Genomic DNA, 25136 nt, shown 5'->3' on the forward strand with positions numbered 1-25136 from the left:
CCGCGGCGGGCCCAGCGCCGGCGCGCGCGCCCCGGGTGAGGGTCTCTGCCGCCCACGCGCTGTCGGGGCCCCCGGCCCCCCCCCCCCCCCCCCCCCCCCGCTTCCGCGCTCGGCTTTATGACGCCGTGGACGTCAGTGAGCGCAGTGGTGGTGGTGATGATGGTGCACCGTGCGGTGGTGCTCCTTGTGCTCCTTCGGGACCCAGAAGGCGCCCTCGATGCCGCGACCCCACTTGCAGTGGCCTTCGACCTCGTACCTTCCGGGGTCGGTGTCCCGCGGGACCTTGAACCAGCCGGTCTTGCCCTCGGCTGTCCACTTGGCGAGCTTGACCCAGTGGCGCTTGCCGTCGATGGTGACGTGCACCTTGGCCGGACCGCAGTGGCAGGCCTCGGTGCTGAGACGCACGACGTGCCCGGGCTTCACCACGTGGGGCGAGGTTTCGATCCTTCCGGACCTGCCTTCGTCCGCGTAGGCGGACGTGGCGGACACTCCGAAGGCTGCCGCTCCCATGACGGTGATGGCGGCGATGCGCGATGCGCGCATGTGGGGTCCCTCCTGACGGTGTGGTCGCAGAGCCGATCTCTGCACCCATCACGCCCCATTCCGCGATCGACGAACGGGCGACACGTGTTCTTCACACTTAGCGCCCGTTTGGATCAGTGGATTCGTCAGGTGGGACCCCGTGGGATGACAAGACGCGGTATTTCACGTACCGGGCTTGTGTCCCCAGATGTAGACCGTGTCCCCGATCTCCAACGTCTTCCACAACCGCCGTGCGTCCGTGACGCTCATGTTCACACATCCCTTCGACTTGCCCTTGCGGAGGTCGTCGCGGGATCCGTGCAGAGCGTAGTGACGGTGGAAGAACTGGCTGTAGGGCAGCAGCGGCGCGTTCGGCCACTCGTGTCGCGCGTAGACGTGGAAGGTGCCGTTCGGGGTCCACATCCCGCGATAACCGGTCCGGACCAGGACCGGATCGAAGATGATCCTCGACCCCTTTTGCACCCACATCCGCTGGTGGTCCTGATCGACGCAGACGATGCGGCCCGGCGGGTGCGGGCACAGGTTCGCCCGGTCCGGTTTCGCGTCGGCGGCGGCGACGGCCGGGGTGAGGGTGATCAGCGCGATACCGGCCGCGATGACCGCGGCTGTCGCTCTGGCACGGGAGGCGGCACGGGAAGCGGCCTGGGAGGCGGCCCGGGAGGCGGCGCGGACGCCGGCTCGGTGGAAGGAGGGATTCACGGTTCATCGATGCTCGGCTGCGGCGCCGGGTGTGCGTGCGGCGGATCGGAGTCACCCACTCGTCGCAGCACGATCACCCGGGTGCAGTACTGCCGGCCCGGCAATGAGGACAAGCGGGACATGCCTGGAGATCGCCGGGGCTTGGAGAACACCGCGGTGAGCTACAGCCCCGAGCGGGCCGCGTCCACCATCCGCCTCGCGGCCATGAAGACCTTCGCCGAGCTGGGGCCGCCGGGCTGGCCGAGCAGGACCCCGTAGACCATGTGTACGCCGCCGTGCCTGTCGGCCTCGCGCGCGGCGAACATCAGGCACGAGCCGGCCGGGGAGGTCCAGCCGGTCTTCGTTCCGACGAAGCCGTCGGTGCCGAGCAGGGGGTTCGAGTTGTGGACCGTCCCGGCCACCGGCACGGTGGCCGACTTCTCACCGACGACGCCGGCCAGCACCGCGTTCGCCATCGCCATCTGGTCGAGCCGCAGCTGGTCGGTGGCCGTCGAGACGGTCGCCGTGTTCACGCCCGCCGGGTCGGCGTAGTGCGTGTTGCGCATTCCCAACAGCGCGGCGGTGGCGTTCATCCGGGACACGAAGCCGCTGATGCTGCCGGCGTCCCAGCGGGCCAGGACCCGGGCCATGTCGTTGGCCGAGGGCAGCAGCATGGCCTCCAGCGCGGTGCGCTCGCTGATGCGCTCGCCGGCGGCCACCGGGATCACCGATTCGCCGCCGAGGCGCGCCGCGCGGTAGTCGGTGACCTCTGATGCCAGGACCGTGATCGTCGGGCCCTGATCGCCGGGCCGCAACGGATGGTCCGTCAGCACCTGGTAGGCCGTCATGACCTTGGTGACGCTGGCGATGGGCTGCGGCGTGGACACCGGGCCGCTGGTCATGACGTGCCCGGCGGACCACAGTGCCGCCTGGCCGGTCGGCGGCAGCGGGGAGCTTGGGAGGGCCTGGGCGGGCACAGCCGTGGCGGCGGGGGCGGCGGTCATCAGGACGGCAGTGCCCCAGCGCGCGAAGCGGCGACGGAGAATCGGTGTGCGCATGCTCGGCAAGTTATCCCGGTTCACGGCCGTTCCGGGCTGCGACACGGCAGCGGATGCAAAGGTTTTGATGCCTGGCGACGCTTGCCTCCGGACGGTGCCGCGGCAATCGAAACCTCCATGCGGACGAACGGGTGATGCGTGGCGGCAAACGGGTGGCTCCCGGGACATAGCCGGTAGATCAGACTACGTACTGTCCATCTATCAGACATGGTTACAGCCCCAGATTCCGCACTTCCGGCCCGGGACCGGCAGCGCCCGACCGCGGCTCGCCGTGTCGCGGTCTTCCTGGCCGCCTGCTCGGCGCTGTTCGCCGTCGCCGCGCCGACCACCACGCAGGCCGCCACGACGCGGGTCGCGCCGCACTGCCCTCAGCTGACTCGCAAGGTCGTCTGCGTCGACCAGGACCATCAACAGCTGTGGGTACAGCAGGGCAGCAAGATTATCTTTCCCGCGGTGCGGATCCGGACCGGCATGCCCGGGCGCCGGACCCCGGACGGTCTGTTCCACATCTGGCTGCGGAACCGCCACCAGTACTCGTACCTGTTCCACGAGCCCATGCCGTTCAGCAGCTTCTTCCACGGCGACTACGCGCTGCACGGCAGCTACTCCGACATCCGCAAGGGCGGGTCCAACGGATGCGTCAACCTGACGGTCGCCGACTCCGCCAGGTTGTTCCCGATGCTCGGTATCGGCGACGTCGTCTACATCTGGGGGCACAAGCCCCGCTGACCGCCGTCGGCTGCGAGGAGTCCGGCACGTAGTAGCAAGCTGATGACAATCTACTGAAATGAGGCAGTGATGCGCTGGATCATCGCCTCAAGCCTGCGGCTCGCGGCGGTCCTGACGGCCGCCGCGGCCGTGCTGCTCGTGGTCGCCGTAGCCGGGCTCCGTCATGCGCCGGTAGACGTGCTGCCGGAATTCAACCCGCCGCGGGTCCAGGTTCAGACCGAGGCGCTCGGCCTGTCCGTCAGCGAGGTCGAGCAGCTGGTCACCGTGCCGTTGGAAGACGAGTTCAACGGCTTGGCGTTCCTGGACCGCATCCAGTCGGCCTCGCTGCCCGGGCTCAGCGTCATCGACCTCTCCTTCAAACCGGGGACCGACGTCTACCGCGCGCGCCAACTGCTCACCGAGCGCGTGTCCCAGGGGCCCGCGCTGGTCGCGGTCGGCACCCCTCCGGTGATGATCCAGCCGCTGTCGGTCCAGGCGCGGGCCACGGCGGTGGCGCTGTCCTCGACCACGATGTCGGCCACCGACCTGTCGACGCTGGCCCGCTGGCGGATCCGGCCGCGGCTGCTGGCCGTGCCCGGCGTCGCCAACGTCGTGCTCTGGGGCCAGCGCGACCTTCAGCTGCAGGTGCTGGTCGATCCGGCGCGGATGAACAACCGCGGCGTGACCCTGAACCAGGTGATCAACACCGCCGGCGACGCGATGTGGACCTCGCCGCTGACCTTCGTCGAGGCGGCCTCGCCGGGCGCGGACGGCTTCATCGACAACCCGAACCAGCGGCTGACGATCCAGCACCTGCTGCCCATCCACACGCCCGCGGACCTGGCCGCGGTGCCGATCGAGGACACCACCGGCCAGCCGGTGCTGCTCCGGGACGTGGCGACCGTGGTCGCCGACCATCCGCCGCTGCGCGGGGACGCGGTGCTGCGAAGCGGCCCGGGCTTCCTGCTCGTCGTGGAGAAGTCGCCCGGCGCGGATCCGGTCAAGGTCGCCTCCGGGATCAGGGCCGCGATGGCCGAGCTCGCCCCCGGGTTGCGTGGTGTCACCGTGGACACCGGCGTCTTCGAGCCCGCGACCTACGTTCACGCCGCGCTGGTCCACCTGGGCTGGACGGCGCTGGCCGGAACGGTGTTGCTGGCGTTGTGGTTCGGCGTGTGCTGGCGGTCGTGGCGGGTGCTGCTCATCGCGCTGGCCGGGACTGTGCTGCCGGTGGTGGCCGCGGCATATGTGCTCTATTTGGTGGGCGCCACGTTCACGGTTCTGACGCTCACCGGCCTCACCGCGGCCCTCGGCGTGGTGGTGGACGACGCCGTCCGCACGGCCGAGGCCGTCCGGGTCGCCGGCCGTGAGGACTCCGCCGTCGTCGGCGCTGTTGTCGGCGTACGCCGTCCGCTGATCTTCGCGCTCGCGGTGATCGCCCTGGCGACGATCCCGATCCTGACCTTGCAGGACCGCGCGGGAGCCCTGGCCAGACCGATGATGGGTGCCTACCTGCTGGCGGTGGCGGCTGCCGCGCTCGTGGCGATCACCTTCGTCCCGGCGCTGGCGCATCTGGTGCTGCGCAAAGCCGTGCCCCGTCGCCCCGCACTCAAGCTGCGGCGCGCCTACGATGCGGTCCTGTCGGTGTTCACGGCCAACACCGCCGTGCTGTTCGGGACGGCAGCGGTGCTGCTCGTGGGCTGCGTCCTCATCATCCCGCAGTTCGGGAACCGCTCACTGATCCCGACGATGCAGGAGCGCAGCCTCCTGGTGCGCTGGCAGGCGCCGGCCGGGACCTCGCTGACCGCGATGGAGCAGACCACGACCTCGGTCGGCCAGTCGTTGCGCGCCGTGCCGGGGGTGACCGACGTGGCCAGCGACGTCGGACAAGCGCTGCTCGGCGACCGCGCGGTCGACGTGAGTTCCGCACAGACCTGGATCACCCTGTCTTCGAAGGCTGATTACGGCGCGGCGAAGGCGGCGGTCAGCCGGGTCCTGAACGATTACCCCGGTGTGCGGCACACGCTGCTCACCTTCACCGAAGCCTCGCTGGCGGACAACCGCACGCGCAACGGACCGCCGGTGCGGGTCCGCCTGTACGGCACCGACCCGACGGCTCTGGCCGCCACGGCCGGGCGATTGAGGGAGGCGGTGACCGGGGTGCGCGGAGCGGCCGACGTGGCGGTCCAGACGCCCACCATGGAACCGTCCATCCAGATCGCGACCAACGTCGACGCCGCGGCCGCGCACGGCCTCAAGCCCGGAGACATCCGGCGGGCCACGGCCGTCCTGATCGCCGGAATCCCCGTCGGCAGCTACTACGAGCAGCAGCAGATCTTCGACGTCGCGGTGTGGAGCGAGCCGGGGATGCGCGGCGAGATGGCGGCGATCCAGAACCTGCCGATGGACACCCCCGGCGGTGGCCAGGTGCCGCTGAAGGACGTCGCGACGGTGTCTGTGCAGCCGGCGCCCGCCGAGATCGACCACGATCAGGCTTCCCGCTACATCGACGTCACCGCGGACGTGCCCGGTGGAGACGTGCGTGGAACTGTGGACCGGGTCCGCTCCGCGGTCGAGAACCTCGCGCTGCCGGTCGGTTACCACGTCGAGGTGTCCAGCGATGTCGTGGCGAATCAGAACGCTGATCGCTATACGTTGCTTGCCGTCGGCGGCGTCGCGGTCGGGGTGTTGCTGCTGTTCCAGGCGGCTCTTCGCAGCTGGCGGCGTGCCGCGTTGCTGTTCTGCGCGCTGCCGCTCGCACTTGCCGGCGGCGTGGCGACGGCGCCCGTCGCGGGCGGGCCGCTGACGGTGGGGGCGCTGGCCGGCTTCCTCGCGGTGTTCGGGGTCGCGGTCCGCGCCGGGCTGGTGGTGATGCGGGACATGGAGCGTTCGCAAGCGGATTCCGCGGTGCGGGCTTCGGGCTCCGAGGTGCCCGGCGCGGCGACATCGAGGGCTGACACAGTCGAGATGGCCGTGCGCCGGTCTGTGTTCCCGACTCTGGTGACCGCTGTGGGTGTGGTGTTGGTGTCCTTGCCGTTCGCCGTCGTGGGCGACATCGCCGGGATGGAAGTGGTACGGCCGCTGGCGATCGTCGTGATCGGCGGCATGGTCACCACATCCTTGGTGATGCTGGTTCTGCTGCCCGCGCTATGTCTGCGATGGTTCTCCAAGGCGGCGCGCACGTGACCCCCGGGCGCTTCCGTGTCGTGCGTCTGGGAGCCATCCTCGCGACCCTCGTGACCTCGGCCGGCTGCTCGCGCCACGAAGGCGACAGCCCGCCGGCGCCCCCGGCGGTCCTCGACCCCGCCCCCGGGGCCGTGCTGCCGACCGTGAAGCTGAGCGAGTCGGCGTTCGAGGCCGTGCGGGTCCGCACCGATCAGGTGCGGACCGCGTCGGGCGGCATGGTGATCCCGACCGCGGCCGTCATCTACAGCCCGGACGGCGCGGCCTGGACCTACGTGGCGGTCGGGCCGCGGTCCTACCTGCGGCACGCGATCGTCATCGTCCGCGTCATCGGGACCGAGGCGCTCCTGAGCTCCGGACCGGCGGCCGGGACCGCGGTGGTCACGATCGGCGCGCCGGAGTTGCTCGGCGCCGAGTACGGCGTGGGAGAGGAGTAAGAACCATGACTCGTCCCACGGTGATGCGCGCGATCGTCTCCTGGAGCCTGACCTACCGGTTCCTGGTCGTCGCGGCGGCGGTCGCCCTGATGGCCTTCGGCGCGGCCACCATCCGGTCCAGTGCCGTCGACGTCTTCCCCGAGTTCGCGCCGCCGCAGGTGGAGGTCCAGACGGAGAGCCTGGGACTGTCCACGTCGGACGTCGAGTCGCTGGTGACGGTGCCGCTGGAGTTGGCCATGAACGGCATGCCCGGACTGGACCAGCTGCGCTCGACGTCGGTGCCGACGCTGTCCTCGATCGTCATGGTCTTCAAGCCCGGAACGGACCTGCTGCACGCCCGGCAACTGGTGCAGGAGCGGCTCGGCACGGTACGCCCCACGCTGCCGAAGTGGGCCTCGCCGCCGGTGATGCTGCCGCCGGTGTCGGCGACCGCGCGGGTGGTGCAGATCGGCATGGTGGGGCCCGGGTATTCGACCGAGGAGTTGTCCCGGCTGGCGCTGTGGCGGGTGAAGACCCGACTGCTGGCCGTCGACGGCGTGGCGGACGTGTCGATCTGGAATGAGCGGCAGCCGACCTTCCAGGTACAGGTGGATCCGGCCAAGCTCGCCGCCGCGCACGCGACCCTGGACGAGGTCGAGCGCACCGCGTCCGACGCACTCGACTCCGGGGCGCTGAGTTTCTCCAACGGAAGCGTCGTCGGGGCGGGTGGATTCCTGGACACTGAGAGTCAGCGGCTGCAGATCGTGCACCAGCTGTCCGTGTCCAGTCCCGCAGAGCTGGCCAAGGTACCGCTGGAAGACCACGCGGCCAAGGGTTCGCTGGTGCCCTTGAGCGCTGTCGGCCCGGTCGTCCAGGACAGCCTGCCGATCATCGGCGACGCCGTCGTCAACGGTCAGCCCGGGCTGCTGCTCGTGGTGGAGAAGCTGCCGTGGGGTGACACGCTGAAGATCACCTCGGGCGTCCAGAGTGCGCTGAAACAGTTGCAGCCGGGGCTGCCCGGCGTCACTTTCGACAGCACCATTTTCCGCCCCGCCACGTTCATCGACGAGTCGATCGCGGGCCTTCGCACCTCGCTGCTGATCGGCTTCGCGCTCGTCACGGTGATCCTGGTGCTGTTCCTGTTCGAGTGGCGGGTGGCGTTGATCAGCCTGCTGACGATCCCGATGTCGCTGGTCACCGCGCTGGTGGTCCTGCACTACACCGGCGCCACGATCAACACGATGATCCTGGCCGGGCTGATCATCGCCCTCGGTGCGGTCGTGGACGACGCGATCATCGACGTCGAGAACATCTTGCGCCGGCTGCGCGAGGCCCGGTCGGCCGGCAGCGACACCCCGACCGCCCGGATCATCCTTGAGGCGTCGCTGGAGGTCCGTGCGCCGATCGTCTACGCGACGCTGATCATCGTCGCGGCCGCCGTCCCGGTGTTCCTGCTGCACGGGCTGACCGCCGCGTTCTTCAAACCGCTGGCGCTGGCCTACACCCTGGCGATCGTGGCCTCGCTGTGCGTCGCGCTGACCGTCACCCCCGCCCTGACCCTGATCATGCTGCGCCGCGCCCCGCTGCGGCGCGGTCCCTCACCGCTGGTGCGGTGGCTCCAGCGCGGCTACTCGGCGCTGCTGGCCCGCATCGTGCGGCGCCCGGCCGCGGCCTACGCGGTGTTCGCCGTCGCCGTCGTGGCCGGCGCGCTGATCGTGCCGCAGCTCGGCCAGTCGCTGTTCCCCACCTTCAAACAACGCGATCTGCTCATCCACTTCGATGCCGTCCCCGCCACGTCGGACACGGAGATGGTCCGCGCCACGACGATGCTTTCCCAGAGGCTGCAAGCGATCCCCGGGGTGCGGAGCTTCGGCGCGCACATCGGCCGGGCTCGCGGGGGCGAGGAGGTCGTGGGCATCGATGCCGCCGAGGCGTGGATCAGCACCGATCCCAAGGCGAACTACGACAAGGTGGTCGGGCAGGTGCGGGACGTCGTGAACACCTACCCCGGGTTGTTCCGCGACGTGGAGACGTATCTCAACGAACGTATCGAAGAGGTCTTATCCGGCTCCCGGCAGGCGGTGACCATCCGTGTCTACGGACAGGATCTCAACCAGATGCGAGCCACTGCGACCGATGTCTTGCACCAGGTGACACAGGTGCGCGGCGTGCAGGACCCGCATATGGACATCTCGGTGGACACACCGCAGATCCAGATCGAAGTGGACCTGGCCAAAGCCGCTGCCGTCGGCCTGAAGCCGGGCGATGTGCGGCGCCAGGCCGCGGCCGTGGTGGCGGGCCAGGAGATGGGCAACATCTTCATGGGGAGCGAGATCTACGGCGTCTACGTCTGGAGTGTCCCGAGTGCGCGCGACAGCACGAGCGCGATCGCCGCGATGCAACTCGACACCCCGGCCGGCAAGCACATCCGGCTCGGCGACATCGCCACGGTCAGCGTACGCAGCGACCCGTACCGGGTGACGCGCGACGGGAACTCGCGCTACCTGGACGTCAGCACCGACGTGAAGGGCCGGGACCTGGGAGCCGTGGCCGACGACATCCGCAACCGCCTGGGGGCGGTGGCGATGCCGGCCGGCATGCACTTCGCGATGCTCGGCGAGTACAAGGAACGGCAGAACGCCCAACGGACGCTGCTCACCACGGCGATCGCCGCCGCGATCGCGATCCTGCTGCTGCTCCAACTGTCCTTCGGGTCGTGGCGACTGGCCGGACTGCTGTTCGTGACTCTGCCGATGGCGCTGGTCGGCGGCATCATCGCGATCAGCATGGGCGGCGGCGTCATCACCATCGGCGCCCTGGTCGGCTTCTTCACGGTGTTCGGCATCGCGGCCCGCAACGGCATCCTGCTGATCAACCACTGCCAGCACCTGGAGCGCCGCGAAAACATGGAGTTCGGACCGGCGCTGGTGGTACGCGGCGCCCGGGAGCGTCTGTCACCGATCCTGATGACGTCACTGGCCACCGGCCTAGCGCTGGTACCGCTGGTACTGCGCGGCGACCTGCCGGGCCACGAGATCGAGTACCCGCTGGCGGTGGTGATCCTCGGAGGACTGGTCACGTCGACATTGCTGACGCTGCTCGTGGTGCCTTCGCTGTATCTGCGGTTCGGGCGGCGCCGTCAGCGGTCGTGACGGCCACCAGCCGGAACCCTCCTCACCGCCGGATCGCGACGGATGCCTGGACAGAATCCACGCAATCCGAGGCGACGTCGCCGAGGCGGCGCTGAGCCGGCTCCTGTATCAGCGGCAAAGAGGGGCCGCCGTCTTGAGAAGTAGCGGCAGAATTTGCCGTCATGGGCCTTGTGGGTGAGCTTACGGTCCGGTCAATCAGTTGCGAGGGGATCGAGGACGTCAGCGTTCTGGCGGCGTCGGGCATGGCGGGGTCAGCGATCCCCAGCGCCGCGCAGCGGGCTCTCGTCGATGAGCTGCTGGACGGCGGCCGCGTCGGTGGGAGTCGTGATCGTCAACGTTTCCAGCGCCGCGGTCCACACCAGGACGGCCTCGGCCTCATCGCCGAGAGCCCGGTGGGCCCGGCCGGCGGCGATCTCGTGGGTGGCGGCCGAGTGCCGGTCGCCGAGGGTGCGCAGGGCTGCGATTCCGTCGTGCAGCCAGGTCAGGGCCTCGTGTGGCCGGCCTGCTTCGAGCAAGGTCTCGCCGAGGTCGGCCAGGGTGTGTGCTTCGCCTTCGCGCAGGCCCGACTCGCGGAGTTTGGGCAGGCTCGCCAGGTGGACGGCGATCGCCTCGTGGTAGCGGCGCAAGCGCCGGTAGCAGCGGGCGAGGTTGTACTCGGCGAAGGCGACGCTCATCTCGTCGCCGGCGGCCGAGGCCAGTGACAGGCTCGCCTCGATCAGCGGCAGCGCCTCCGCAGCGCGGTCCGCCTCGGACAGTGCCTTGCCCAGGTTGATCATCGTGGTGCACATGCCGGTGCGGTCGTCGAGCTCGCGGTAGATGTCCAGGGCCGCCTGGTGGGAGACGATCGATTCGTCGATCTCCCCGCGGGTGAAGTGCAGCAGTCCCAGCCGGTTCAGCGCCGCGGCCTGCGCCGTGCGGTCGTGCAGGGCGCGGGCGAGGTGGAGGGCTTGTGTGAGCTGGGCTCGGGCCACTGCCGGGTCGCCGGTGAGGACGGCGATCATCCCCAGATACTGCCGTGCCGTCAGCTCGGCGGCGGGGTCGGCGTCCGCGACGGCGCGTTCGAGGGCGGCCTGGCTCATTCGCCGGCTGCTGTCCCAGAACCCTGACGAGCGCAGGAATGACTGGCCGGCGTGGATGATCGCCAGCGATTCCGCAGGCGGCAGCTCCGGTTGCCGCAGCGCGTGCACGACGGTGTTCGTGATGTTCCGGACTTCGGTTTCCAGCCAGTGCCTGGCCCGGTTCGCATCCGTGAAGACCGCCTGTGAGGGATCCCCGTCGGCCTGGCCGCTCCGGATCAGCGCGAGCGCGCTCTGAAGCCTCCCGCGGTAGAGCGTCACCAGGCGTGCCAGGGCACTGACACGGTCGGCGCCCGACTCGCCGGTTTGCGCCGCCTCCTGCGCGAACAGCCGGATCAGGTCGTGGTACCGATAGCGCCCGGCGGCCGAGGGCATCAGGAGGCTGGCATCGACAAGCGCCTCGGCGAGCCGCCGGGCCGCGGTGTCGGGCAGGTCGAGCAGGGCGGCGGCGCTGGACACCGCGATCTCCTCCAGGCCGCCGATCGACAGCAGCCGGAAGGCCCGGGCCTGCGGGGCGGGCAGGCCGCGGTAGCTGAGGTCGAACGTGGCGCGCACCCCGAGGTCGCCGGCGACCAGTTCGTCGAGGCGGTGCCGGTCGGTGCCGAGCAGTTCGACGAGATCGCCCGCGGTCCAGGACGCTCGGGTGGCCAGCCGGGCGCCGGCGATCCGCAGCGCCAGCGGGAACCGGCCGCAGGCGGCGACCAGCTCCCGGATCGCTGCGGACTCGGAGCGGATCTGCGGGCGTCCGGCGATCCGGGCGACGAGGGCGGCGGCGTCGTCCGCGGGCAGGACGTCCAGGTCCACGTGCTGACACCCGGCCAGATCCGGCAGCTTGTGCCGGCTGGTCAGCAGCACGGCGCAGGATCCTGATCCGGGAAGCAGCGGCCGCACCTGCGCCGCGTCGGCCACGTCGTCGAGGACGATCAGCAGCCGACGCCCGGCGCTGAGGCTGCGGAACAGTGCCGAACGTCCCGCGCCGTCGGGCGGCACCTCGCCGGCCGGCACACCCAGCGAGCTCAGGAATCCGAGCAGAACGTCGGCGGGTACAGCGGCAGCCTGGCCGGCACCGCGAAGGTCGGCGAACAGCTCGCCGTCGGGGAACTCGCGGGCCAGGAGATGACCGGCGTGGACGGCGAGCGCGGTCTTGCCGATGCCGCCCGGGCCGGAGATCGCGACCAGGGCCGGCGCGTGGGGTCCGTCGGCCTGCGGTGCCTGCGGTTCCTGCGGTGCCTCCGGTTCCTGCGGTCCTTCCGGTGCCAGACGCGAGCTGGTCAGCAGCCGCCGGATCAGCTCGGTCTCGCGGTCGCGTCCGGTGAAATCCGCCGGATCCGCCGGCAGTTCGGACGGTCGCACCGTGCTGCCCGGCGGCGCTGTTGTCGACGGCTCGCGGGCCGTCGCGACGACCCCGCGTCCGCTCCACTCGGATTCCGCCAGTGCCCACAGCGCGCGCAGGTCGGTGTCGATTCCTCCGGCCAGTGCGCACAGCGCATGCACGGCATGCCACGGCGGCACCGCCTTACCGGTCAGCCACCGCGCCCAGGAAGACTTGCTGTAGCGCGTCTCAGTCGCGAGCGCGGCCAGACTCAGACCCGCGCGCTCGCGCAGGGCCCGGATCTCGGCCGCGAGGTGGGTCGAGGCCGGCGGGATCCGCATCGGATCCTTCGTCGTCCCCGACGCCCCGGATGCGTTTCCGGCGCTGGAATCCGGGGCCCGCCACGCGCCGTTCGCGGTCCGATGCAGCACCGTGATCCTCGTCGGGTCGGCGCCGGCCAGCTTCGCCAGCGCTTCGACGACGTCGAGCGGAGGAATCACCCGGCTGTCCAGATACCGTTCCCATGACGAGGCACTGCGCCCGGTCTTGCCCGCGAGCTGAGTCAGGTTCAGACCGCTGGCATCCTTCATCCGCCGCAGCTCGACGACGAACTGGACCACCAACGGGTCGAGCCCGTCCCGCAGCGGCTTCCAGCGAGACATCCGTCAGCTCCTCCTCGCGGCGCCGGGTCTGCCGGTGGCGTGGCCACCAGTATCCTCCGTGTCGGCCGTCTGCGGCGGCCGAAGAGCCGTCATAACCGGCCGGAGACGCGAAGCGGCCCTTGAACCGCACGGGTCGGTTCAAGGGCCGCAGTCGGCGCCGACGGCTATTGCGGCGGATTTTGGCCGAGTGGAATGACGAAGGTGTAGCTGACTCCGCCGGAGAGGACGACGGGGATCAGTGAGATACCGACGCCGACGCCGCCCTGGCTGGAGACGACGGGCAATCCGGCGTTGTTGTGCGTTCCGCCGTAGCTCAGGCCACCATGCACGTAGCCGAGCTCACCTACCGCTGCATCGCCATACGCACTCCATCCAGATAGCTGGTTGAGGGTGTCGGCATTGGAGATGGTGGGATCGATGGACACGGTTGCCCCGATCCCGCCCAATCCGACCTGCGGCGAGAAGGTCAGTCCGTAGTGACCGGTGCTGTCCTGCTGAAGGCACAAGGATGCGCCGATCGCCAGGCCCACCGCCGCGCTGCCGCTCAGACAGACGCCGCCCGAACCTCTGCCCGTGACCTGGGAGATGAAGGCCTTGAGGTAGCCCGACCCGACGCAGCTCCCGTCGGAATGTGCGAGAAGGCACTTCGACCCGCCGGACTCGCCGACGCCTCCGAGGCACATCAGGAACGAGAAGATTCCACACGACGAGCCGTGCGACGCGGTGGTCTGGCTGACGCGCGAGACCGCGTTGACAACGCTTTGCGCCGCTGTGACCGCAGCGCTGTCGGCGTCGTTCCCGCAGATCCAGTTGCCGCCCGGACCCCAACATTGGTCACTTGAGCTATTGCCTGCGTCGGTGTTGCCGCTGGACCCGCAGATCCAGTTCCCGCCGGGGCCCCAGCACTGATCGGTCGGGCTGCTTCCCTGATCGGTGTTCCCGCTCCCGTTCGAGCCGCAGGAGTTGTCGGACTGGCAGGTTCCGTCGTAGCTCCCGCCGCCACCGCCGCTCAATGTCATGGCCCCGCTGGGGTCGCTGCCGTTGACGGGGTCGCCGGCGGCGTAGGCGTAGCCGTTGAGCTGCTGCGGGGAGCCGGCCTCCAGCAGGGGGTCGGTGGTGAGGAACCGGCCGGTGGCGGGGTCGTACTGGCGGGCGCCGTCGTTCACCAGCCCGGTCGAGGCGTCCTGGGGCTGGTCCAGGAATCCGCGTTGGTCGGGCCAGTTTCCGCCGCTGACGGGGCCGACCTGGTTGCCGTAGGGGTCCAGCTGGCGGCGGGTGGTGCTCATCGTGACGCTGTCGACGCTCAGCTGGTCGGTGCCGTGCTGGTCGCCGACGAGATACTGCGGGTTGCCCCCGCCGACGCGCTCGGCGACGACGGTCGAGCCATAGGTGTAGTAGCGGGTGCTGGTGGCGACGCCGGTTTTGGTGCTGTAGCTGAGTTGTTCCCCCGGCAGGTAGAGCGTGTCTGTTCCGGTGGTGCTGTTCCGGGTGATGAGCTGGCCGCCGCCGGCGTCGTCGACCTGGGTCGTGGTGGTGCCGGAGGTGGTGGTGTCCGAAGCCATCCGGCCCTGGGGGTTCCAGGTCAGGGTCTGGGTGCCGGACGCCCCGGAGGCCGGGTACGTGGTCGCGTCGCCGGCGTTGTCGTAGACGTAGCCGGTCAGGTTCGTCTGCCCGGCGGGGCCGGCGATGGCGACGGAATTGAGCGCGTGGGCGTGGCCGCCCTGGCCGTAGCTGTACGTGGCCGTGGCGTCCGTGCTCTGGCCGCCGAGTACGTGCTGGTCCTGGCTCTGCCGTTGCCCGAGCTGGTCGAAGGTCCACGTCGACCAGTACGGCTCGGGACCGCCGACCGCGCTCTTGCCCGCGGTGGCCGGGTCGGTCGGACAGCTGCCGTCACTCGTGGGATGTGCGGCGGTGTACGCCTCAGTGAGCCGGTCGAGTGTGTCGTAGCTGTAGCACTGCTGTTGCACCGGTGCGGTGGAACCGTAGCCCTGGGTGTCAGTGACCGAAGTGATGCGCTGGTCCGGGTTGTAGGCGTACTTGGTGTCGTCCAGTTGCGGAAGCGCGAGCTGGGCCGACACGTTCGTCTCGGCGACCTGCCTGGTCTGCGCGGTGTAGGCGTAGGTCAGCCAGACCGGGGCGTTGGACGCGCCGAGGGTCAGCTGTGCGGTCTCGCCGTAGGGCGTGTAGCTCGTCGCCGAGACGTAGGCGTTGTATCCGGCGTTCGACGTCGCGTCGCCGAGTGCGTTGAAGGTCGTCGTGACGGTCTCGGCCGGGCTCCCGGGCAGCGCCGCCGGCGTGGTGGAGGTGATCAGGCCGGTGCTCGTGTTGGCGGTCGTGGTCGTGTAGGTGCCGGCGAGTCCGGTCTCCCCGCCGGGGACGGTGACGATCGACCCGCCCTCCCGGCCGGCGCCGTCGTAGCCGTCGACCTGCTCGACGATCGTGCCGGTGGTGCCGTCGGCCAGGGTGACGTTCGTGGTCGACGTCGAGGTCAGCCGGCCCTTCTGCTCGGTGTCCCACAGCCAGCTCGCGGTCTGCGTGCTCGCGTTCTGGGTGAGCGAGTCGTACTCGCCGGTCCTGCGGTTCAGCGGGTCGTACTGGTATGACAGGACTTTGTTGTCGGCGTCGGTGGTGGAGGCGACGTTGCCGTCGCCGTCGTAGACGGTGGTCGTGGTGCCGGTGTCCGGGTCGGTCCGCTTGATCGCGCGGCCGAGTAGGTCGTAGCCGGTCGTCCACTGGTTGCTAGCGCTGTCCTTCATCCCGGTCTGCTGCCCGAGCGCGTCCAGGGTGTACGTGGTCGCCAGCGTTCCCGGAGTTCCGGGAATGCTCCCGGTCGCCGGTCCCGCGACTGTGGATCCGCTGACGGTCGGCGCTCCGCTGTACTGGTCGAGTTCGGTCGTTCCGCCGCGGACGTCGGTGAACTTCGTGGATGCGGTCACCGCCGGGTCGAAGGTCCTGCCGTCGGCGAGGCGCCCGATGGTGCTGGTCCGGTCGCCGCCGTAGACGGTCTGCACCGCGGAGGTCGGCGTGAGCCCGTTGTACGGGGTGACCAGGGTCGCGCGCCCGCTTCCGTCATAGGCGGTCTGGGTGCGTGAGTTCACCGCCGAATCGGCGACGCTGATCAGCGTCGGGCCCGGAGTACCGTTCGTCGCGTACCCGTTGTTGGCATCGACGACCCAGCCGTGGGAGTCGTACTTGGAGTCGGAGGCCAGCATGGCGCCGTTCTCACCGACGCTCTGGGTCTGCAACTTCTGGCCCATGGCGTCGTAGAGCGCCACCGAACTCCGGTAGTTCAGGTTGTTGCCGGCGGCGCCGTCGTCGACGAGCGTGTTCGTGGTGACGGCCTCGGGCCCGTTGTTGCGCAGTGTGTAGGAATACGTGGTGCTCGCCGACGTCAACCCCGGCGCGAAGCCGGGTGTCCACACCGCGATCAGGCGGCCCAGCGCGTCGTACTGCGCGCTGGTCTTGTGGTTCGCCGCGTCAGTGCTCTGAGTTACCACACCGCGGCCGGCGTCGTAGACCTCGCTGGTGGTGGCACAGCCTGCCAGCGTCGAGGAGACGGCGCAGATCGGGTTCGCGACCGCCTTCCGGGTGAGCGATCCGCCGTCGGCCGGGGTGTAGGCGGTCCTGGCGGTGTGCCCGAGCGCGTCGGTGGCGGTCAGCACCCGGCCGGAGGCGTCGTAGGTGGCCGTGGCGTCGTCGGCGATCCAGGTGAGGGTGCCGCCGTTGTTCGCCGACGCCACGTCGGTGCGGGTCAGATCACCCAGGCTGGGCGCGGCGCCCAGGCTCCCGGACTGGTCGTAGTAGTTCCGTCGGTCGCGCAGCACCGCGGAGGCGGTCAGCGGCGCCCCGACCGGGCTCGGGCAGGACTGGGCCGCGGTGACGGTCTCCGCCACCTTGTCGCGCAGCCAGTTCGTGCTGTTGTCGGCATAGCTGGTGGTGGTGCACGTGGTCGGCACGTTCGTGCCCGAGCTCTGCGTGGCGACGACCCGGCCGGCCGAGTCGTACGAGGAGGCCGTGGCCGTCGATCTGGTGCCGCCGGCGGCCAGGTCGGTGTACGCGGTGGACGAAGCCGTGCCGACGATCTGCGCGAGCAGCGGCGGCAGTCCGGCCGCGGTGCGGGTGCGGGTGGCCGTGGTGGCGACGACCTCGGGGGCGGTGACCGTCGCCGAGAGCTCCGGTCCGGCTGCCGGCAGGCCGTTGGATCCCAGGGTGGCGCCGTTGAAGGTCTGGGATTCGTAGGACCGGCCGGCGTAGGTGTCGGCGTCGGCGACCTGTCCGCCGAAGGTGTTGTGCACGACCGCCGACCGGACGCCGTTGTTCGGCAGGGTGTCCTGGTCCATGCCGCGGAAATACGTGTTCTGAGTCAGCGTCAGGCCGTCGGCGACGCCGTTGGAGGTGTGTCCGGTGTCGCCGGTAGTGGTCTGGACCTGGGCGTAGCCGCGGAACTGCCCGTAGGTGCGCTGGGTGGGCTTGACGAGCTCGTTGTCGTCGTAGTGCCAGGCCGCGCCGCCGAGGTAGTAGTAATGCGTGATCTGCTTGGGAGACAAGGCATTGGGGTCGGACACCTGGACCGAGGCCACGGTGTACTTGTTGAAGTAGTCGAAGATCGGTCCGGTGTAGCCCGGCGGCGTCCAGAACACCGGGTAGCAGCTCATCGTGTTCGTCGACGCGAACGCCTGCTGCTGGGCGGCGGTGTCGGAGGCCGGAGGCAGGTTCGACGGCGTGCACTGCGGAGTGTTGTAGGTGACTGAGATGGTCTCGCCGGTCTGTGTGGCGATGTTGTACATGCGCCAGTGCGCCAGCCCCGGAAGGTGGTTGTAGCCGGGAATCCGGTTGTCGTACAGCTGCCCCTCGAACGTCGCCGGCGGCTCGGACACCGGGTTCGCTCCGCTGGAGTCGTAGCCAGTGTGGACGATGTTCGACAGCGTCAGTTCTTCGTCGCCGGTGCTCGGGAACTGCTGGGTCAGCGCGTAGGAGTCGACCGACTGGTACTGGCCGGTGCTCGCGTTCAGGACTTTCGTGGTGATCGTGGTCAGCCGCTTGGTCGTCCACATCGTCGGCGAATGGATCTGGCAGGACGTCGACTGGCATTGCAGATTCTGGGGCGTGTCCGGCCAGTAGTTGGCGTTGGGCGCGGTGAACTGCGACGGGTCGCAGCTGAACGTGCTTGAGATGCAGCGTTCGGCCGTCAGGAACTTCACGACGTCGGGGACGGGGGAGCCGTAGACGGTGCCGTTCTCCAGCCGCAGGCCGTAGTCGATGTGGTCGAGTTCCCCACCGCGCACGTACTGCACCGGTACGGCGCCGTTCTGGCCGTTGTCCGGTGTGTAGTAGTTGGTTTCGCGGTCGTAGTAGTAGACCGTCGCGTTGCCGTGGACGTCGACCACGTAGTCCAGGTTCCACCGCCAGCCCTGCGTGCACGAGGAGGAGGCGAAGTCGGCCGCGTTGCACGGATCGCCCGGGTGGGCGCCGTACACGGGCTCGGTGAGCACCGAGTTCGTGCTGTTGGGAGCGCCGGGGGCCTTGTCCTGCCCGAAGTAGTACTGGGTGCCGTCGGTCGTGGTCACCCTCCAGTACTCCCCGTTGTGCGTGCCGTTGCTGTCCCCGGTGAGCTGGGTGACCTGTGAGCCGTCGTCGGCCTGCAGGCGGAATCCGCCGTGGTCGTCCGCGACGATCGCCGTGCTCTTGCCGTTCAGGGACAAGGCGAGGATTTGTCCGGCCCAGCACGAGTCCGGGGTCTGATCCGCTGACGGCAGCGTGGTGTCGTCCGAACAGCTGCGGTAGGTCCGCTCGACGAATCCGGGCTCGTATCCCCAGCCCTGGCCGATCCACGAGGACTGGTTGTTGGTGGTTCCGGTCTCCCCGTCCACGGCCGCCGAGTCATAGGACAAGGCGATGCGCGGTGCGACCGCGCCCGCCGACGCCGGCGGCACGGTGATCGGATACGACCAGGCGAACGACCCGTCGCTGCCGCCGGCCGTCCAGGACCCTTCCGGGCTCAGCGAGGAGGCGCTGAAGTTCCCCACCGGGCCGGTCGGCCCGTCCGTGGCCGCGGGCGTTCCCGCCCCCGGCGCCGACGGCCCCTTCCCGGCCGCGACGGGCGAACTTGAGACGATCGTCGTGGGAGGTATCGCAGGCTGTTGTGACGCCGCGGCGCTGGTGGGCCTGGCCACCGCCCCCGCCGTCACCACGGCGAGCGCCAGGGCCAGCGCCGTGGCCGTCAGTCTGATTCTCGTCCCTGCCGCAGTTGGCGTGTACTCCATAGTCACAACACCTTGTCATTACCGACGACGGACACGGGTCCGCTTTCCGGCGCACCGTAACCCGCGCACCCGCCCAGGCGGCAGCAAACCGGTGGTGCACACGTCTCGCCGGCGGGATAAGCGGCGCCGGGGCGATACCCGTTCTGCTCGCCCGTGCCCAGCCCGCGTCATTAGCCTGCAACGGCCGCCGACCGCCCGGGACCAAGCAGCTCAAGAGACGAACGGGAAATCAGGATATGAACATCGCTGATATCAATAGACTGAGAAGTAGATCACTGGCCCGGATGGTGGCGATCGGCGCCACGATCACCGGCCTGGCGCTGAGCGGGGTCGTGGCCACCCCCGCTCTGGCCGCGACCAGCCAGGCGGCGGAGGCCGCCGCAGCTTCGGCGCCGGCACCTGAGTCGACGCCGACCCACGACGCCGCGCCCGCAAAGCTCGCAGCCCAGCTGAGCGCCGGCGCGAGGGCGAAGGCCACCGGCCGGCCGGTGCGCGTGGACGCGCTCACCACCGAAACCCTCGCGGTGACGGCGAACCCGGACGGCACCTTGACCATGACCTCGAACGAGCATCCGGTGCGGGTCCAGAAGAACGGATCCTGGGTGCCGATCACCACCACCCTCGCCCGGAACTCCGACGGGACGTTCTCACCGATCGCCTCGGCGCTCCCGCTGGCGTTCTCCGGCGGCGGCACCGCCCCGCTGGTGACGGTCACCGATCCGGGCAGCCCGTCGAGCGCGCCCCGGACGCTGTCGCTGAGCTGGCCGACGCCGTTGCCCAAGCCCGTCGTCTCGGGCGGCACCGCCCTGTACCCGCAGGTGTTCCCAGGCGTCGATTTGAGGATGGCGGCCACGGCGGACTCCTACACCGAGGTTCTGATCGTGCATGACGCGGCGGCCGCGGCCGATCCGGCCCTCAGGACGCTGCACCTGACGGCGACCGGCACCGGCCTGACCATGAAGCAGGCCGCTCAGGGCCGCCTCGACGTCGTCGACCAGGCCGGCTCGACGGTCTTCACCGGCGGGGCACCCAGGATGTGGGACTCCACGTCGGACGGCCGCAAGGGCCCCGCGCCGACCCCCGACAACCCCGGCTCGGGGATCGTCCGGCCGTTGGCCACGACGGTCGGCGAAGGCGCGAGGCGAGCCGACATCGCGCTGGTGCCGCCGACAGACGCGCTGGCCGGCACCGGGGAGAAGTTCCCGCTCTACCTCGATCCCGGCCTCACCTGGCAGCAGAACGTCTGGGTCACGGTCGCCGATTCCGGCGGCCATTGGCTCAACGGCAGCGACAGCGGCCATGTCGAAGTGGGTTACTGCGGCTATTCCGACTGCCATCTCACGGCGGACTTCAGAACGTACTTCCAGATGAACACGACTCCGCTGGACGGCGGCACCAGCAACGGGACGCACGCCAACGTCCAGGCCGCGACGCTCGGCATCACCCAGATCTGGAACGGAAACAACGGCTGCGCGGCCGATCCGGTCGACCTGTACTCCGCGGGCCCGATCTCCGGCTCTACCACCTATCCGGGGCCGGAGTCGAACTACCTCAGCCAAGCCTCCTCCGGGGCCGGAAACGGCTGCCCGGCAGCGGCCGTGTCGCTCGACGCCAGGGCGTTCATGCAGACGACGGCGGACAACTGGTGGTCGAACGCCACTGTCGAGCTCCGCGACGACCCGAACCATCCCTCGGTGTGGAAGCAGTTCGACGACAATCCCGTACTGTCCGTCACCTACTTCTATCCGCCCAGCGCGGCCACGAACCTCTACGTCGGCTCGGGTGTGTCCTGCAACGGCACGACCTACGTCAGCACCTTGACTCCGCAGCTGACCGCCATAGCCAGAGACAACAACAGCCCGCCGCTCAACGTGAATCTGAACTTCTCCATCAACGGGCACACCGGCTCCGCGAAGAACACGCCGTCCGGCAACGTCGGTGCCTGGCAGGTACCGGCTGGCGCGCTGAGCGCGGACCATTCGTACACGTTCAGCGTCGCGGTGGACAACGGCCACCTGTCGGCGCCGAGCACCACGACCTCCGGCACGTTCACCGTGCTCGCCACGCCGCCGACGACTCCCACGATCACGAGTTTCGACTATCCGCCGGATTACTGGGGCCAGCCGTCCCAGACCGGTGGCACCTTCACGGCGAGCAGTCCTGATCCGAACCTGCAGGGCTTCATCTACACCCTGACCGGTCCGGGCACGGAGCGAGCCGCCGACAGCTCGGCCTGTGCGACGAAGCGAGTCCAGAACTTCAACAGCAGCACGCAGCTCACCGACGGCTTCGCGCCGATCCGGGGCGGCAGCGCCGCGATCGCGATCCCGCCGGGTCTGTCCGTCGGCTATCACACGCTGAACGTGGAGGCGGTGAACTACGCCAACATGCCCTCCCACGAGTCGGCGACCTATGCGTTCTACGTCGCTCCCGACATCACGCAGCCGAGCGCGAACCTGGCCCTGCACCAGCCGGTGACCGTCAGCAGCACGGTGAACAGCAGCTGGCCCGCCTCGAACCTGACCGACGGGAACTACCAGGCCGCCGGCACGGACAACGGATGGTCGAGTGCACCGCACACGGCGGCGGCGAACACCGAGTGGGCCCAGGTAGACCTCGGCGCGACGAAGCCTGTCGACGACGTCGACCTGTATCCCCGCGACGACACCCCGGACGTCACCGGTTCCGGCTTCCCCTCCGCCTTCACCATCGCCACCAGCACCGACGGCACGACGTGGACGACGCGGGACTCCGGGCCAGGTGACTTCCCCCGGCCGGGGGACGGCCCGCGGCACTTCGCCTTCACGCCGACCTCGGCACGGTATGTCAGGGTCACCGCCACAAATCTGACCACTGACACTTACGGCACCTACTACCTCCAGCTCAAGCAGATCGCGGTCTACAGCGGCGTCATCTCGGGGACGTACGAAGCTGCGGGCACCGACCTCGTCAGCGCGTCGGTGACCGGTGCCAACGGTGACAGCCCGTACATTTTGACTCAGCTCGGTACGTACAGCAGCCTGTCCGACGGGGCTCAGACCTTCTTCGTCGGCAACCAGCTCGGCGACGTCTACACGTTGAACCTGACGGTGCCGACCGCCGGCTACTACGCCCTGGGCGCCAACATGACCCGCGCCACGAACTACGGTCAGGTCTCTTACACGATCGACGGCAACGCCTTGACCGCCAACGGCGCGCCGTCCTTCGACGGCTACCGGTCGAGCTGCTGCGACTCGGCCTACGTCGTCCTCGGCGGCGCGTACCTGACCGCCGGGCAGCACAGCCTGGCCATGACGGTGACCGGGAAGAACGCCGGCTCCACCGGGTACAACGCGGCGGTCGACTACCTGACCGTCGCTCCCGTGCGCCAGTCCTCGTTCGCGAACTTCTCGGCCGCGATGAACAACAGCGGCATCGCCACCGACAACAAGCCGTCCTCGGCGTCCTTCGACTTGGGGACCGGGAACAACGCGCTGTCCTCCGGCGCGCTGGCCGCGGCCGGCCTCAGCGCCACGGCACCGGATCCGATCAACGGCTACGCGTTCCAGCTGACCGCTCCGAACGGCGGCAACGACAACGTCATCGCCCTCGGCCAGACCATCCCCAACCCGGTGCCGAGCGTGCCGACGAAGTCCGTGGCGCTGCTCGCCGCCGCCACCTGCGGCTCGGTCTCGGGCGGGTACGTGACCATCACCTACACCGACGGGACCGACCGGCAGGACGGGCTCGGGACCGTCCCCGACTGGAGCAGCAGCCCGCCGGCCGGGATCAACCCGGCGCTCACGTTGACCGCCTACGACAAGGGCGCCTCGGCCACACCGACCACCCGCGACACCTACCTCTACACGGTGGCGCTGCCGACCGACGGCACCAAGACCATCGCCTCGATCACACTGCCGTCCCATACGACGACCATGATCCCGGGTTCGTGCTCCACCGCGCTGCACGTCCTGGCGATCGGCACCCGTCCGGCCGACACGGCCACAGTGGGTGGCTCGGCCGCGAACTGGGTCGGAGTCTGGGCCGCACCCGCCGACACCACGACGGGTTCGTCGTCGAGCCCGGCCTTCAGCGCCAAGACCTTGCGCGAGATCGTGCATCCGACGAACACGAGCCTCGGCGCGGCGGCAGGACCCGAGATCCGGATCCGGCTGACCGACCCGGAGGGCGCGAGCCCGGTTCAGTTCGGGGCGGTCACGCTGGCGGCTCAGGCCGCCGGCACCGGACCCGGAACGCTTGGCGCGACGGCGCCGACCGCGCTGACGTTCAACAACTCGGCCTCCGTCACGCTGGCCCCCGGGACCGAGGTGTACTCCGACCCGGTCGCACTGCCGAGCACGGCGGGCGGGAGCGGAAACCTGGTCGTCAGCTTGTCGATCCCGGGCACGGCGACGATCGCGCCGGTGCATTCCGACGCCACGACCTACGGCGGCGGGCCGGCGACGTACGTCGCGTCCGGGAACGCGACAGGCGACACGGCGGGCTCGCCGACCACGTGGAGCAGCACCGGAACGGCCACCGACTGGTTGTATGTCGAGGACGCGGATGTCACGACGACCGATACGACGCAGGGAACTGTCGTCGTCCTCGGCGATCAGACCAGCCTCGGGTCCGGAGCGGACGGGCACACCTGGGTCGACACACTTCCCTCGGCACTGGGCGACCTCAAGCAGAGCCCCGGTGGGATCGTGAACCTCTCCACGGCTGGAGCGACCACCGCCGGCGCGCTGGCCAACCTGCTCAACACCGTGCAGGACGAACCGAACGTGCGCTCGGTGATCATCGATCTGGGCACCAACGACCTGCTCGCCGGGACCGACTACCCGACTCTGGAGAACCGATTCAGGCAATTGATACTGCCGCTGAGCAGTCTCGGCATCAAGGTGTATCTGACCTCGATCGCGCCGGACCCGGCGAACCCGTTCACCTCGGCCCAGGAACAGATCCGGGTGCCGACCGACAACGACATCACGGCCCCGTCGAACTGGAACTACAAGGGATACATCGACTTCGACTCGGTCGTGACCGGCGGCACCCGGGGGAACTCCGGGAACCCGACGTCGCCCACGCTGCTGACCGGAGGCGCGCCGAACGCGGCGTACTACCAGGATCTGGCGAACGCGGCCGGCGTGCCGACCATGGCGACGGGAGTCGGGTCGCTGTGATTTCCTCTGATCTGTGTTGATCTGTGACGATCTGTGCTGATCTCCTCTGATCGCCGGCGTCGTCGCCGGGGTCAGCATCCGGGCCGGGGCCGCCGCGTCGTCGTGGCGGCCCCGGCGCGTCTCACGGCACCGTCATCCGCGTGGTGCATACGAGCTGGTCAGGCGCGCTCCGTGCCAAGTTGTCCGCACCTTCGCGGCCGATCTCGACACGGATTCGGCCGGTGATGGACCCTTACGACATGGATCAGCTGGCAGTCAGCAAGCCGGACCGTGTTCCGAACCAGCAGGGGGCCCGTCGCCGGCAGGTCATGGTGACGAGTCTGGGGCTGCAGATCCCCGACGCACTCGACATCACCGCGTGGGAACAAGTCGGCCACAAGATCTCGGCGATCGCCAACTGCACCGCATGGTGCCTGGGCGACTGGCTCGTCTACGGCCAGTACAAGTACGGCGAGCGCTACCGCGCCGTGGCCGCCGCCGTGAACCTGGACTTCCAGACCCTGCGCAACTACGCCTGGGTGGCCCGCCGCTACGAACTGGAAAGCCGCAGAGAACACCTGAGCTTCCAGCACCACGCCGAGCTCGCCGCCGTACCCCCCGAAGCCCGCGAACACTGGCTCGACCTGGCCGAAGAGCACCACTGGTCCCGCAACGAACTCCGCCGCAACCTCCGCGCCACCCGCACCGCCACCCCGCCGGCCCCCACCCCCACGGCCCTACCACAACTGAGCATCGCAGCCGACCGCATCGCCCGCTGGCGCGACGCCGCCCGCCGCCTCGGCCGCGGCCTTGAGGACTGGATCGTCCTGACCCTCGACGACGGCGCCGAACAGGCACTCTCCTGAGACGCCGCGACCGAGCGAAGCCGCCGCCCGAGGTCGGGGAGGAGGCAAGACCATGCGCGCGGTGGTGGGCAGGCTCTG

11 protein-coding genes are annotated in these 25136 nt (G+C 69.6%); 6 read left to right on the forward strand and 5 right to left on the reverse strand.

Going from position 1 to position 25136, the window contains the following annotated elements:
* Positions 1–132 precede the first annotated feature (132 nt).
* From ABH935_RS42840 to ABH935_RS42850, 3 genes are all read right to left on the reverse strand, one after another.
* Complete coding sequence (locus tag ABH935_RS42840) at positions 133–543, reverse strand: hypothetical protein (RefSeq protein WP_370383731.1); 411 nt, start codon at positions 541–543, stop codon at positions 133–135.
* Between the two features lie 162 nt (positions 544–705).
* Entirely contained in the window at positions 706–1242 is a 537-nt protein-coding gene (locus ABH935_RS42845; protein WP_370383732.1) for a L,D-transpeptidase, read from the reverse strand.
* A gap of 161 nt (positions 1243–1403) precedes the next feature.
* A complete protein-coding gene (locus tag ABH935_RS42850) occupies positions 1404–2279 on the reverse strand; it encodes a D-alanyl-D-alanine carboxypeptidase family protein (RefSeq protein WP_370383733.1) in 876 nt (291 codons plus the stop codon).
* 207 nt (positions 2280–2486) lie between these two features.
* Here ABH935_RS42850 and ABH935_RS42855 point away from each other — a divergent pair, with 207 nt between their 5' ends.
* The 4 genes from ABH935_RS42855 (at position 2487) to ABH935_RS42870 (ending at position 9735) form a co-directional block, all read left to right on the forward strand.
* Positions 2487–3008: a L,D-transpeptidase gene (locus ABH935_RS42855; RefSeq protein ID WP_370383734.1), complete on the forward strand. Its 522-nt coding sequence runs from the start codon at positions 2487–2489 to the stop codon at positions 3006–3008.
* A 69-nt stretch (positions 3009–3077) separates the two neighbouring features.
* Complete coding sequence (locus ABH935_RS42860) at positions 3078–6170, forward strand: efflux RND transporter permease subunit (RefSeq protein ID WP_370383735.1); 3093 nt, start codon at positions 3078–3080, stop codon at positions 6168–6170.
* Positions 6167–6604, forward strand: a complete 438-nt coding sequence (locus ABH935_RS42865; RefSeq protein ID WP_370383736.1) for a hypothetical protein — start codon at positions 6167–6169, stop codon at positions 6602–6604. Before ABH935_RS42860 ends, ABH935_RS42865 begins: the two co-directional genes overlap by 4 nt.
* 5 nt (positions 6605–6609) lie before the next feature.
* Positions 6610–9735, forward strand: a complete 3126-nt coding sequence (locus ABH935_RS42870; protein ID WP_370383737.1) for an efflux RND transporter permease subunit — start codon at positions 6610–6612, stop codon at positions 9733–9735.
* Between the two features lie 251 nt (positions 9736–9986).
* Here ABH935_RS42870 and ABH935_RS42875 read toward each other — a convergent pair whose 3' ends face one another.
* Together ABH935_RS42875 and ABH935_RS42880 are read right to left on the reverse strand one after the other, a co-directional pair.
* A complete protein-coding gene (locus tag ABH935_RS42875) occupies positions 9987–12785 on the reverse strand; it encodes a helix-turn-helix domain-containing protein (protein ID WP_370383738.1) in 2799 nt (932 codons plus the stop codon).
* A 164-nt stretch (positions 12786–12949) separates the two neighbouring features.
* A complete protein-coding gene (locus tag ABH935_RS42880; RefSeq protein ID WP_370383739.1) occupies positions 12950–19048 on the reverse strand; it encodes an RHS repeat-associated core domain-containing protein in 6099 nt (2032 codons plus the stop codon).
* 284 nt (positions 19049–19332) lie between these two features.
* On the opposite strand from ABH935_RS42880, the gene ABH935_RS42885 reads away from it, so the two are divergent.
* Positions 19333–24213, forward strand: coding sequence for a discoidin domain-containing protein (locus ABH935_RS42885; protein WP_370383740.1), 4881 nt, complete (start codon positions 19333–19335; stop codon positions 24211–24213).
* A 239-nt stretch (positions 24214–24452) separates the two neighbouring features.
* Complete coding sequence (locus ABH935_RS42890; protein WP_370383741.1) at positions 24453–25058, forward strand: LmbU family transcriptional regulator; 606 nt, start codon at positions 24453–24455, stop codon at positions 25056–25058.
* Positions 25059–25136 lie beyond the last annotated feature (78 nt).

The sequence above is a fragment of the Catenulispora sp. GAS73 genome, assembly GCF_041262085.1.
Lineage (GTDB): Bacteria > Actinomycetota > Actinomycetes > Streptomycetales > Catenulisporaceae > Catenulispora.

Bases quoted from the DNA above. Each gene is read 5' to 3' on its own strand.
- ABH935_RS42840 (WP_370383731.1), bottom strand. From the start codon at position 543: ATGCGCGCATCGCGCATCGCCGCCATCACCGTCATGGGAGCGGCAGCC.
- ABH935_RS42850 (WP_370383733.1), bottom strand. From the start codon at position 2,279: ATGCGCACACCGATTCTCCGTCGCCGCTTCGCGCGCTGGGGCACTGCC.
- ABH935_RS42855 (WP_370383734.1), top strand. From the start codon at position 2,487: ATGGTTACAGCCCCAGATTCCGCACTTCCGGCCCGGGACCGGCAGCGC.
- ABH935_RS42860 (WP_370383735.1), top strand. From the start codon at position 3,078: ATGCGCTGGATCATCGCCTCAAGCCTGCGGCTCGCGGCGGTCCTGACG.
- ABH935_RS42870 (WP_370383737.1), top strand. From the start codon at position 6,610: ATGACTCGTCCCACGGTGATGCGCGCGATCGTCTCCTGGAGCCTGACC.
- ABH935_RS42875 (WP_370383738.1), bottom strand. From the start codon at position 12,785: ATGTCTCGCTGGAAGCCGCTGCGGGACGGGCTCGACCCGTTGGTGGTC.
- ABH935_RS42880 (WP_370383739.1), bottom strand. From the start codon at position 19,048: ATGGAGTACACGCCAACTGCGGCAGGGACGAGAATCAGACTGACGGCC.
- ABH935_RS42885 (WP_370383740.1), top strand. From the start codon at position 19,333: ATGGTGGCGATCGGCGCCACGATCACCGGCCTGGCGCTGAGCGGGGTC.
- ABH935_RS42890 (WP_370383741.1), top strand. From the start codon at position 24,453: ATGGATCAGCTGGCAGTCAGCAAGCCGGACCGTGTTCCGAACCAGCAG.